General features: G+C 69.3%; 11 protein-coding genes. 7 read left to right on the forward strand and 4 right to left on the reverse strand.

From position 1 onward, the window contains the following. On the reverse strand, positions 1-630 hold a 630-nt coding region (locus tag N177_RS11940; protein ID WP_040485701.1), incomplete at its 3' end, for a CHASE3 domain-containing protein. Positions 631-901: 271 nt separating this feature from the next. Then, entirely contained in the window at positions 902-1,801 is a 900-nt protein-coding gene (locus N177_RS11945; RefSeq protein ID WP_023432591.1) for an MBL fold metallo-hydrolase, read from the reverse strand. Positions 1,802-1,959: 158 nt separating this feature from the next. On the opposite strand from N177_RS11945, the gene kdsA reads away from it, so the two are divergent. The 5 genes from kdsA to N177_RS11970 all read left to right on the forward strand — a co-directional run bounded on the left by kdsA (position 1,960) and on the right by N177_RS11970 (position 8,860). Then, complete coding sequence (gene kdsA / locus N177_RS11950; protein ID WP_040485722.1) at positions 1,960-2,817, forward strand: 3-deoxy-8-phosphooctulonate synthase; 858 nt, start codon at positions 1,960-1,962, stop codon at positions 2,815-2,817. 88 nt (positions 2,818-2,905) lie between these two features. Beyond that, positions 2,906-4,960, forward strand: a complete 2,055-nt coding sequence (locus N177_RS11955; protein WP_023432593.1) for an NAD(+) synthase — start codon at positions 2,906-2,908, stop codon at positions 4,958-4,960. Positions 4,961-5,038: 78 nt separating this feature from the next. After that, positions 5,039-6,253, forward strand: coding sequence for a putative DNA modification/repair radical SAM protein (locus N177_RS11960; RefSeq protein ID WP_023432594.1), 1,215 nt, complete (start codon positions 5,039-5,041; stop codon positions 6,251-6,253). Continuing rightward, positions 6,253-7,683, forward strand: coding sequence for a UdgX family uracil-DNA binding protein (locus tag N177_RS11965; protein ID WP_023432595.1), 1,431 nt, complete (start codon positions 6,253-6,255; stop codon positions 7,681-7,683). The genes N177_RS11960 and N177_RS11965 overlap by 1 nt, the downstream gene beginning before the upstream one ends. A gap of 97 nt (positions 7,684-7,780) precedes the next feature. Further along, complete coding sequence (locus tag N177_RS11970) at positions 7,781-8,860, forward strand: carbohydrate kinase family protein (RefSeq protein ID WP_023432596.1); 1,080 nt, start codon at positions 7,781-7,783, stop codon at positions 8,858-8,860. A 5-nt stretch (positions 8,861-8,865) separates the two neighbouring features. On the opposite strand, the gene N177_RS11975 is transcribed toward N177_RS11970, so the two are convergent. After that, positions 8,866-9,384, reverse strand: coding sequence for an O-acetyl-ADP-ribose deacetylase (locus N177_RS11975; RefSeq protein WP_023432597.1), 519 nt, complete (start codon positions 9,382-9,384; stop codon positions 8,866-8,868). A gap of 70 nt (positions 9,385-9,454) precedes the next feature. After that, positions 9,455-10,240 carry a 3-hydroxybutyrate dehydrogenase gene (locus tag N177_RS11980; RefSeq protein WP_023432598.1) on the reverse strand — a complete coding sequence of 262 codons (786 nt, stop codon included), beginning with the start codon at positions 10,238-10,240 and terminating at the stop codon, positions 9,455-9,457. A 190-nt stretch (positions 10,241-10,430) separates the two neighbouring features. On the opposite strand from N177_RS11980, the gene N177_RS11985 reads away from it, so the two are divergent. Next, the gene (locus tag N177_RS11985) at positions 10,431-10,907 is read left to right on the forward strand and encodes a Fur family transcriptional regulator (RefSeq protein ID WP_023432599.1); all 477 of its coding nucleotides are present in this window, start codon (positions 10,431-10,433) and stop codon (positions 10,905-10,907) included. A gap of 40 nt (positions 10,908-10,947) precedes the next feature. Beyond that, the gene (gene ispG, locus N177_RS11990; protein WP_040485702.1) at positions 10,948-12,204 is read left to right on the forward strand and encodes a flavodoxin-dependent (E)-4-hydroxy-3-methylbut-2-enyl-diphosphate synthase; all 1,257 of its coding nucleotides are present in this window, start codon (positions 10,948-10,950) and stop codon (positions 12,202-12,204) included. Positions 12,205-12,220 lie beyond the last annotated feature (16 nt).

A 12,220-nucleotide genomic window follows, 5' to 3' on the forward strand; every position in this document is an offset into this window, starting at 1 on the left:
CTTGACAGGTCTGGCGATCAGGTGGCTCAGGAGATAGCCGAAGCCGATCGCGGCGAGCACGGCGATGAGACCGCCCGCCACGAGCGCGATCTCGGAGCTGTCGATCGCGGCCTGCTGGCCGGCCGAGCGCTCGCTCTTCAGGGCGAGCTGGGCGTCCATGAGCTCCCGGTGGATCTCGCGAAACTCCGTCAGGCGGGTCGTCAGCATCATCGCCTGCGCCTGATCGCGCGTCGCGGGATTCTTGTAGAGCGCGATCTGCCGATCCTGCAGCGCGGTGAAGGCTCCCGCGGCGGCGACCAGCCTGTCGATCCGCTCCCGCTGCTCCGGCTGGGTCGTCTCTTCGCGGAACGCAGAAGCGGCCTCGTTGAACGCCGGCTTTTCCGCGTCATAGCGCTCGGCGAACTCGGCGGCTCCCGTGGACATGTAGCCGCGCGCCGCGTTCTGCTGCTCGACCATGTCCGTCAGCATCTCCTCGGCGAGGAGGCTGAGGGTCGTGCTGGTCTCGTTCTGCCGGCTGAGCTCGGCCACCGTCCAGACGTTGTTGGCGACGACAAGGCTCGAGCCGACGAAGGTGAGAACGATGACCGCAAACGCGACCATCAGCTTCACCGAGATGCTCAAATTCTTCACGTAGGGGTCCCTTCACACCGTGAGGCCGCTTATTTCGCGGGTTTCAAAACCGGAAGAACAAATTTCGTCGTGAGAGAATTCTGCCCGTCCGATTGCCGGGGACGATACGAGGGGGATCTATAAAAACGGGTGAATCGACCGCCAGCCGCGGACCCGATCCTCGACAAACTGTGGCGGAATGGCGGGTTCGCGCCAAACTATCTGCCTATGGTGCCAAATACGAAAGAATACTTGTATAGGCGAACAAGAACCCGATTTTCGGCGCGATAGATCAGATCGGGTGAAACTCCGCAGGTCGACCCGAGGACGTCGCCATGTCGACGAGACCGCGTTCCACGAGATCTTCGAGATGGGCCTGGACCGAAAGCGCAGCGGCGTTGTGCAGGCCCGGGTCGATGCCCTGGTAGAGCTTGGCGACGATGTCGGAGATCGTGCGGTCACCCGCCGCGAGGCGGCCGAGGATGCCGGCCTCGCGCTGCCGCCGATGGGCGTGGAGGCCCCGCACGAGGCGGAGCGGCTCTTCGATCACATTTCCGTGACCGGGCAGATAGAGCGTCTCGTCGCGGCCTATGAGGCGCTCGAGGGAGGTCATGTAGTCCCGCATCCGGCCGTCCGGCGGGGCGACGACGGTCGTCGACCAGCCCATCACGTGGTCGGCCGAGAAGAGAATGCCGGTGTCCTGAAGCGCGAGGCAGAGATGGTCGGAGGCGTGGCCCGGCGTGTGCAGTGCGGCCAAAGAGGCTTCGCCCGCACTGAGGACTGTCCCGTCGCGCAAGGGGAGGTCGACGGCGAGACCCCGGTCGCGGGCAGCATCGACGCTGTTCACAGGCTCGGCATCCGCCGGCCGGGCCGCCTCGACGGGGAAGGCCGCGACCGGCGCGTCGTGGGCCGCCGCGACGGTCGAGACGGCTGCCGTGTGGTCCAGGTGGCGGTGAGTCACGGCGACGGCCTCGACGCGCGCGCCGCCGAGGGCTCGGTCGATCGCCGCCAGGTGCTCGTCGAGGAGCGGGCCCGGATCGATCATCACGACCTCGTGCGTGCCGACGAGATAGGTGTTCGTGCCGCGGAAGGTGAAGGGGCCGGGGTTGCGGGCGGTGATCCGGCGCACGCCCGGCACGATTTCGACGGCCTCGCCGTAGCGCGGCTCGAAGTCTCGGGTGAAGGAGACCATCTCGTTTCCTCAAGGGCTCCGACGGCCCCGTGTTGACCTTTGCGCGTCGTTGCCCGCAAAGAGCGGTGCGGCGTTCCCTCGCATAGCCCCGAAGCGCGGGGACGCGCCACCCCTTCATGCCGCGCCGCCTCGTGCGGCGCCCTGCCGGAGCGAACGCGATGAGCGAGCAGAAGCGCGTGTCAGTCACGGGACCGGGAGGCGAGGTCGTCTTCTCGAACGACGCCCCTTTCTCGCTGATCTGCGGGCCCTGCCAGATCGAGAGCCGCGACCACGCGATGCGGATCGCCGAGCGCCTGAAGGCGATCGCGGCGGAGACCGGCACGCCCTTCATCTTCAAGGCCTCCTACGACAAGGCGAACCGCTCGTCTTTGTCGGGCAGGCGAGGCGTCGGCATCGAGGAGGGCCTGCGGATCCTCGCCGACATCCGCGCCGAGCTCGGCGTGCCGATCCTCTCCGACATCCACACCGAGGAGCAGGCGCGGGCGGCCGGCGAGGTGCTGGACATGATCCAGATCCCCGCCTTCCTCTGCCGGCAGACGGACCTGCTGATCGCCGCCGCGGAGACTGGCAAGCCGATCAACGTGAAGAAGGGCCAGTTCCTCGCGCCCTGGGACATGAAGAACGTCGCCGCGAAGATCGCCGAATCCGGCAACGACCAGATCACGCTCTGCGAGCGCGGCGCGAGCTTCGGCTACAACACACTCGTCACCGATTTCCGCGGCCTGCCGGAGATGGCGAGGACGGGCTACCCCGTCGTCTTCGACGCCACCCATTCCGTGCAGCAGCCCGGCGGCCTGGGCGGCTCGTCCGGGGGCGACCGCCGCTTCGCGCCGATCCTCGCGCGCGCCGCGGTGGCGGTGGGCGTGGCGGGCCTCTTCTTCGAGGCGCACGACAACCCGGACGCAGCGCCCTCGGACGGGCCGAACATGCTGCCGCTCGAGTGGGTGGGGCCGCTGCTGACGGAGCTGCACGCGCTCGACGAGTTGACGAAGCAGTCGCGCTTCGTGCGCATCTGAGGGCTGCCGGAGAGGGGCGACCTCATCGGCCGCTCGCGCGTTAGGCTCAGGATCGCAGCAACCCAGACCACCCGCCGGGGGCGACACGATGAACGACCTGCCGTTCCATTCCCTCTACCGTCACGGCTTCGCGCGCGTCGCGGTGGCGACGATGCGCTCGGCGCTCGCCGACCCCGACCGCAACGCCGCGACGGTCGTCGGGCTCGCCCGCCAGGCGCACGAGCGCAGCGCGGCGCTCGTCACCTTCCCCGAGCTCTGCATCTCGGCCTATTCGATCGAGGACCTGCATCTGCAGGACACGCTCCTCTACGGGGTCGAGACCGCGATCGCGGCGATCGCGGAGGAATCGGTCGAGCTCATGCCGATGATCGTGGTGGGCGCGCCGCTGCGCCACGGCTCGCGGATCTACAACTGCGCGGTGGCGATCCATCGGGGCGCCATCCTCGGCGTCGTGCCGAAGATCTTCCTCCCGAACTACCGGGAGTTCTACGAGAAGCGCCATTTCGCCTCGGGCGACGGGACGGAGGGCGAGGAGATCCTGGTTGCCGGGCAGCACGCCCCCTTCGGCCCCGACCTCATCTTCGCGGCGGACGACGTGCGGGGGCTCGAGCTGCATCTGGAGATCTGCGAGGATTTCTGGGCGCCGGTGCCGCCGTCCTCCTTCGCCGCGATGGCGGGCGCGACGGTGATCGCCAACCTCTCCGCCTCGAACATCACGATCGGCAAGGCCGAGACGCGGCGCATGCTCTGCGCGTCACAGTCGGTGCGCTGCCTGTCGGCCTATCTCTACGCCGCGGCCGGCATGGGGGAATCGACGACGGACGTCGCCTGGGACGGCCAGGCAGACATCATCGAGAACGGCACGCTCCTGACCTGCACCGACCGCTTTCCCGACGGCGACCGGCTGGCGGTGGCCGATGTCGATATCGACCTCCTGCGCCAGGAGCGCGCGCGGATGGGCACGTTCGACGACTGCCGCCGCCGCTACGGCGTCGACGCACTGTCCTTCCGGCGGGTGGAGTTCTCCGTCGAGCCGCCGGGCGAGGACCTCGGGCTCGCGCGCGAGATCGATCGCTTCCCCTTCGTCCCCGCCGATCCGGAGCGGCTCGCGCTCGACTGCTACGAGGCCTACAACATCCAGGTCTCGGGCCTCGAGCAGCGCATGCGGGCGATCGGCAGCGAGCGCATCGTGATCGGCGTGTCGGGCGGGCTCGATTCGACGCACGCGCTGATCGTCGCGGCGAAGGCCTTCGATCGTCTCGGCCTGCCGCGCACGAACATCCTCGCCTACACGATGCCGGGCTTCGCGACGAGCGGCGAGACGAAGGCGAATGCGCACCGGCTGATGGAGACGCTCGGCGTGAGCGCGCACGAGCTCGACATCCGGCCGGCGGCGCGGCAGATGCTCGCCGACCTCGAGCATCCCTTCGCGCGGGGCGAGGAGGTCTACGACACGACCTTCGAGAACGTGCAGGCGGGCCTCAGGACCGATTATCTCTTCCGGCTCGCGAACCACCACCGCGGCCTCGTGCTCGGCACGGGCGACCTCTCCGAGCTCGCGCTCGGCTGGTGCACCTACGGCGTGGGCGACCAGATGGCCCACTACAACGTCAACGCCGGCGTCCCGAAGACCCTCATCCAGCATCTCATCCGCTGGGTCGTCTCCTCCGGCCAGTTCGACGAGCAGGTCGGCCGGACCCTCGAGGCGGTGCTCTCGATGGAGATCTCGCCGGAGCTCGTGCCGGTGGAGGAAGGCGAGAAGCCACAGTCGACGGAGGCGAAGATCGGGCCCTACGAGCTCCAGGACTTCAACCTGTTCTACACGCTGCGCTACGGCTTCAAGCCGTCGAAGATCGCCTTCCTCGCGCGCCACGCCTGGGCCGACACGGATGTGGGCGAATGGCCACCGGGCTTCCCGCAGGAGCGCCGCAACGCGTACGACCTCGCGACCATCAAGCGCTGGCTCAAGGTCTTCCTCGAGCGCTATTTCGGCTTCGCCCAGTTCAAGCGCTCGGCGATGCCGAACGGGCCGAAGGTCGCCGCCGGCGGCTCGCTCTCGCCGCGCGGCGACTGGCGGGCGCCATCGGACGGCAATGCGAGGGCCTGGCTCAAGGAGCTCGAGGAGAACGTGCCGAACGCGTAGTTGCCGGCCCGCCACTTTCCCGCCGCCTCCGCCTGCTCTATCTATAGAACGAATAAAGAACAGAAGGGCGAGGCCGACTTGGACGAGAAGCTCGCGCGCAAGCTGCGCGTCCTGGCGGACGCGGCGAAATACGACGCATCCTGCGCCTCTTCGGGGGCGCCGAAGCGCAAGGCGGAGAAGGGCGGCCTCGGCTCGACGACGGGAGCGGGGATCTGCCACGCCTATACCCCCGACGGGCGCTGCGTGTCGCTTCTGAAGATCCTGCTGACGAACTACTGCCTCTACGACTGCGCCTATTGCGTGAACCGGCGCTCCTCGAATGTCGAGCGGGCGCGCTTTACGGTCGACGAGGTCGTCTCGCTGACGGTCAATTTCTACAAGCGCAACTACATCGAAGGGCTGTTCCTGTCGTCCGGCATCGTCAGGACGCCAGACCACACGATGGAGCTCCTGATCGAGGTCGCGAAGAAGCTGAGGCGCGAGCACGGCTTTCGCGGCTACATCCACCTGAAGACGATCCCCGAGGCGAGCCCGTGGCTCGTCGAGCAGGCGGGCATCTGGGCAGACCGCCTGTCGATCAACGTTGAGCTGCCGACGCCGGGATCGCTGAAGATGCTGGCGCCGGAGAAGAACGCCGCCACCATTCGCGGCGCGATGGGCCAGATGCGCGAGCGGATCGACGAGGCGAAGGAAGAGAAGCGGCGCTTCTCGCCGGCGGGGCAGTCGACGCAGATGATCGTCGGCGCCGACGACACGCGCGACGCCGACGTGCTTAAGACGAGCGCCTCGCTCTATGACGGCTTTCGCCTGAAGCGCGTCTACTACTCGGCCTTCAGCCCGATCCCCGAGGCGAGCGCCGTCCTGCCGCTGAAGGCGCCGCCGCTCCGGCGCGAGAACCGGCTCTACCAGGCGGACTGGCTTTTTCGCTACTACGGCTTCGCGGTCGAGGAGATCGTCGCGGGCGGCGAGGGCGGCATGCTCGACCTCTCGATCGACCCGAAGCTCGCCTGGGCTCTCAAACACCGGGAGCGCTTCCCCGTCGACGTCAACCGGGCCGACCGGGAGATGCTGCTGCGCGTGCCGGGCCTCGGCACGCGGGCCGTCGACAAGATCATTCGCGCGCGCCGGCACGCCACGCTGCGGCTCGACGATCTGGCGCGGCTGACGCCGGGGCTGAAGCGGGCGCGGCCCTTCCTGGTCGTGCCGGACCACAGGCCGACGCGGCTCCTCGACCGCGCCGACCTCAAGGCGCGGCTCGTGCCCCAGCCGACACAGATGGAGCTGTTTGCCTGATGCGGCGGGTGCGGCTTTCGCCGGGGGCGGACCTCGACGGCTTCCGCCACTCCGTCAGGGGACTCGTGGCGGAGGGCGTGCCGCCCGACGAGGCGGTCTTCGAGGCGGGCGAGGAGGCCGGCCTGTTCGGAGCACCTGCGTCAGAGGAGGAGGCGCCGACGCTCAGCCTGCCGCGCGCCGTCGCAGATCTCGTCCGCCTCGTCGTGTGCCACGCCGATCCCGAGCGCTACGCGCTCATCTATCGGCTCGTCTGGCGGGTGACGCATGGCGAGCGGCGGCTTCTCGAGGTGGGAAGCGACCCGCTCGTGCACCGGCTCGAGCGAATGGCGAAGGGCGTGCGGCGCGACATCCACAAGATGCACGCCTTCCTGCGCTTCCGCGAGGCGGAGAGGGTCGGCGAGCGCGAGCGCTTCGTCGCCTGGTTCGAGCCGGAGCACCATATTCTGGAGGCCGCGGCACCCTTCTTCCGCGACCGCTTCTCCGGCTTCGACTGGTCGATCCACACGCCCGAGGCCAGCGCCCACTGGAATGGCGAGCGCCTGATCGTCGGGCCCGGCGGCCGGCCGGAGGACGCGCCGGATGTCGACGGCTTCGAGGAGGGCTGGGCAACCTACTATGCCAGCACCTTCAACCCCGCCCGGGCGAACACCCGCGCGATGCTGAACGAGATGCCGAAGAAGTACTGGCGAAACATGCCGGAGACCTCGCTCATTCCTTCCATGCTGGCGGCGGCGCCGCAGCGCGTGGCCGCGATGGTCGCCGCGCAGCCTGCCGAGCCGCGCAAGCGGCCACCGACGAGGGCGTTGAGAGCCATGACCGATCAGGAACCGAAGACGCTGGAAGACCTCAATCGCATCATCCTGGCGAGCGAGCCGCTCGTGCCGGGGGCGACGCGGGCCGTGCTGGGCGAGGGCCGGATCGGCTCGGAGCTCGCCTTCGTGGGCGAGCAACCGGGCGACCAGGAGGACATCGAGGGCAGGCCCTTCGTCGGGCCGGCCGGCAAGCTCCTGACGCGCGCGCTGGACGATGCCGGCATCCCGCGCGCCGAGGCCTACGTGACCAATGCGGTGAAGCACTTCAAGTTCGAGCAGCGCGGCAAGCGGCGGATCCACAAGAAGCCGACGGCCGGCGAGGTGAAGCACTATCGCTGGTGGCTGATGAAGGAGCTCGACCTCGTACACCCGCGGCTGACGATCGCGCTCGGCGCCACCGCCGCTCTGGCGCTCGCGGGCAAGACCGTCTCCGTCACGAAGGTGCGCGGGCCGATGGGCTATGTCGGGCTCGACGGCAAGGAGCGGCAGGGCTTCGTGACGGTGCACCCGTCCTTCCTCCTGCGCCTGCCGGACGAGGCGGCGAAGCGGCGCGAGTACGACGCCTTCGTCGCCGACCTGCATGCCGCCCACGAGCTCGCGCGGGACCTCGCCGCCTGACGCGCGGGTTCCGCTTCCGGCACCTCGAACTGGAAATTAAGGCCCCACGGCCGATAGTGTCCGCGCGAAGACGCTGAAGGCAGACGAAGGACAGGGCATGCGCGCAGCCACCGTGGGATCCGCCACCGTCGACATCATCACGGTCGTCGCCAACCACGACATCGAGCGGGTGACGATGTCGAACGCCTTCGCCTCCTTCCTGCTCCTCGAGCAGGGGCGCAAGATCGAGGCGGAGTCGATCCAGATCCATCCGGGCGGCGGCGCGGTTAACGCGGGCGTCTGTTTGCGTCGCCTCGGCTACGAGGTGGCGCCGGTCGTGAAGATCGGCCGCGACCCGAACGCGAACGTCATCCGGGAGGTGCTGGCGGCGCACGGTATCGACGGGCGCAACGTCGTCGTGACCGACAAGGCGGCGACGGGCATCACCGTGATGATCGCGTCGCACGACCGCAACGCCACCGCCTTCACCTTCCGCGGCGCGAACACGCTGATCGAGGACGAGGACGTGGCGGCCAAGAAGTTCGAGGGGCTCGACCTCGTCCACGTCTCGGGGCTCTCCAACCGCTCGGCCGACCAGTTTCCGGCCGTGGTCGAGCGGGCGAAGGCGGGGGGCGCGTTCGTGTCGGCCAATCCCGGCATCCGGCAGCTCACCTCGCGGCGCGAGAGCTTCCTCGCCTCGCTCGCCGGGATCGACCTTTTGAACCTCAACCGCGTCGAGGCGGAAAGCCTCGTGCCGGCGCTGGCGAACGGGGGCAAGAAGCCGCGGTCCCCGCAGGCCGACTGGCCGGCGCTCGCCAGGCGCGGGCTCGTCACGCCGGGCTTCGACATGGGGCTCGCCGAATATTGCGACGCGCTGCACGAGCGGGGCGTCAGGAACGTCGCGGTGACGGACGGCACCGAGGGCGCCTATCTGAGCGTCGAGGGGCGGCTCTACCACATGCCGACGGTGCCGGTCGTGCCGGCGGGGACGGCGGGGGCGGGCGATGCCTTCGTCGCGACGCTCGGCGCGCGTCTCGCCGCGGGAGCCGACGCGGAGGACGCGATCGCCGACGCGGCGGTCAACGCGGCGTCCGTCGTCGAGCGGACCGACACGCTGAGCGGCCTGATGGAGGCCGGCGCGCTGGAGCGGCGCCGGGCAGGGCTGCCGCCCGACCTCCACGCCAGGCGGCTCGCGTAGCCGCCTCAGCCGGCTCTCACGAGCTCGATCGCCTTCCGGTGATAGCGCGCCGCCTCGTCGGAGAAGCAGCAGAAGATCACCTGCTCCACGCTCGTGAGGGCGCCGTGCGCCTCGTGCACCGTCTCCACGGCGATGCCCGCCGCGCGCGCCGCCGGGAAGCCGTAGATCCCGGTCGAGATCGCCGGGAAGGCGATGGAGCGTGCCGCGATCTCCTCGGCCGCCTTCAGCGCCTGAACGTAGCAGGAGGCGAGGAGCCGCTCCTCGTCCCTGTCGCCGCCGTGCCAGACGGGTCCGACGGCGTGGATGACGTGCCGCGCCTTCAGCCCGTGGCCGCCCGTGACCCGAACCTCGCCGGTCGGGCAGCCGCCGATCGCCCGGCACTCCTCGAGAAGGCCCGGGCCGGCCGCCCGGTGGATCGCGCCGTCGACACCGCCGCCGCCGAGGAGCGAGGCGTTCGCGGCGTTCACGATCGCGTCGACCTCGAGCGTGGTGATGTCGGCGACGGTAACTTCAAGCTTGGCCATGAGGACGATGTCTCCGATCGGGTGCCGCTCGGTGACTTAGGTGCAAGCGCGCCGTCGTCCACCGGGCCGGTCACTGCGCCGACCAGCCGCCATCCATCGAGATGACCGTGCCGGTGATCGACTTCGCGTCGTCGGAGCAGAGGTAGTGGGCGAGCGAGGCGACCTGCTCGACGGTGACGAACTCCTTCGTCGGCTGCGCCGCGAGGATCACGTCGCGCTTTACCTCCTCCTCGGTGATGCCGCGCGCCCTGGCGGTGTCGGGCACCTGGCGCTCGACGAGCGGCGTCCAGACATAGCCTGGCGCGATCGCGTTCACGGTGATGTGCATCTGCGCGACCTCGAGCGCCACCGTCTTCGTCAGCCCGGCGATGCCGTGCTTGGCCGCGACATAGGCGGACTTGTAGGGCGAGGCGAAGAGCGCGTGGGCGCTCGCCGTGTTGACGATGCGGCCCCAGCCGGCCGCCTTCATGCCGGGCAGGAGGTGGCGGATCGTGTGGAACGACGAGGACAGGTTGATCGCGAGGATCTGGTCCCATTTCTCCGGCGGGAACTCCTCGACCGCGGCGACATGCTGGATGCCGGCATTGTTGACGAGGATGTCGATCCGGCCGAAGGCGTCGAGAGCCTGCCGGCACATCGCCTCGATCTCGTCCGGCCGCGACATGTCGGCGGGGGAGAACTCGCTCCTGACGCCGAACTCGGAGCCGAGATCCCGGGCGAGCGCCCGGTTCTGCGCCTCGTCGCCGACCCCGTTCAGGAACACGTCCGCGCCCGCCTGCGCGAGCCGGCGCGCGATGGCGAGGCCGATGCCGCTCGTCGAGCCGGTGACGAGGGCGGTCTTGCCGTGAAGGGACATCGTCGCTTCTCCTGGATCTGGCGGGAAGGTGGGGAGCCGGTAGGTCTGCCGGGAGAATGGCGCCGGCCGCCTGGCGCCGCAATACGGGCACGCGGTGCGGGCGTTATGATTTCGCCGCAGCGCACGCTTATATTAGGTTCTCTCGACCGACCACCCACAGGCGGCGCTGCCGCCACGCCGAGCGGGACGAATGACCGGATTTCCGAAGCCCGACCACGACCATCGCGCCTGCGCGGCGGACGTCTTGAAGCGCGCCGACCGGCTGTGCCGCAGCCGGGGCGCCCGGCTGACCGACAGCCGCGCGAAGGTCCTCGACGTGCTCGCGCGGGGCCACCAGCCCGTCGGCGCCTACGAGATCGTCGACGCGCTCGCGGAAGGCGGCCAGCGGCCCGCGCCGGTGACGGTGTACCGCGCGCTCGACTTCCTGGTGTCGCAGGGGCTCGCCCACCGGATCGAGAGCCGGAACGCCTTCGTCGCCTGCATGACCGGCACCCAGGAGCACGGAACCGCCGCCTTCCTCATCTGCCGCCGCTGCGGCGTCGTCGCCGAAGTCGCGGCCGACGAGCTGTCGCAGCCGGTTGCCCGCGTCTGCGAGAGGCATAGATTCGAGGCCGAATCGAGCGTGATCGAGATCGAGGGACTGTGCGGCAACTGCCGCGACGCCTGACCCCGGCCGCCCGCCGAACGAGAGGACCGTGCGAACTCCCATGACGCCGACCGAGGAACACGGGCCCCGCCCGCGCCGCTTCAGCCACGCCGTGCCCGTCGGGGGCGTCAAAGTCGGCGGGGACGCGCCGGTCGTCGTCCAGTCGATGACGAACACCGACACCGCCGACATCGAGAAGACCGTCGAGCAGGTGATCGCGCTCGCCCGCGCCGGTTCGGAGATCGTGCGCATCACGGTCGACCGAGACGAGGCCGCCGCCGCCGTGCCTTATATCCGTGACCGGCTGATGATCAGGGGCGTCGACGTGCCGCTCGTCGGCGACTTCCACTATATCGGCCACAAGCTGCTGACCGATCATCCGGCCTGTGCCGAGGCGCTGGCGAAGTACCGCATCAACCCCGGCAACGTGGGCTTCCGCGAGAAGCGCGACCGTCAGTTCGGCACGCTGATCGAGCTCGCGCTGAAGCACGACAAGGCGGTGCGAATCGGCGTGAACTGGGGCTCGCTCGACCAGGAGCTCCTGACGAAGCTGATGGACGAGAACGCGGCGCAAGGCTCGCCCCTCTCGGCCCGCGCCGTCACCCACGAGGCGATCGTCCAGTCGGCACTCCTCTCGGCCGAGCGGGCGCAGGAGATCGGGCTCGGCAAGGACAGGATCATCCTGTCGGCCAAGGTGAGCCAGGTGCAGGACCTCGTCTCCGTCTACCGCATGCTCGCGAGGCGGTCGGATCTCGCGCTCCATCTCGGCCTCACCGAGGCCGGCATGGGCTCGAAGGGCATCGTCGCCTCGTCGGCCGCGCTCGCCATCGTGCTGCAGGAGGGGATCGGCGACACGATCCGCATCTCGCTGACGCCCGAGCCCGGCGGCGACCGAACGAAGGAGGTGCAGGTCGCGCAGGAACTGCTCCAGACGATGGGCTTGCGGCAGTTCGTGCCGGTCGTCGCCGCCTGTCCCGGCTGCGGCCGCACGACGTCGACCGTCTTCCAGGAACTGGCGCAGGACATCCAGGAGTTCATCCGCACCGAGATGCCGGTGTGGCGCGAGAAATACCCCGGCATCGAGGGGCTGAACGTCGCGGTGATGGGCTGCATCGTGAACGGGCCGGGGGAATCGAAGCATGCCGATATCGGCATCTCGCTGCCCGGCACGGGCGAAAGCCCCGCCGCGCCCGTCTTCATCGACGGCAAGAAGGCCCTGACGCTGCGCGGGCCGGCGATCGCCGACGACTTCAAGAAGCTCGTCTGGGACTATATCGAGGGTCGATACGGCAAGGGCAGGGGCGAGGCGGCGGAGTAGGCTTGCGCGGGATGGT

Origin of the sequence: Lutibaculum baratangense AMV1, from assembly GCF_000496075.1 — a bacterium.
Classification (GTDB): domain Bacteria; phylum Pseudomonadota; class Alphaproteobacteria; order Rhizobiales; family Tepidamorphaceae; genus Lutibaculum; species Lutibaculum baratangense.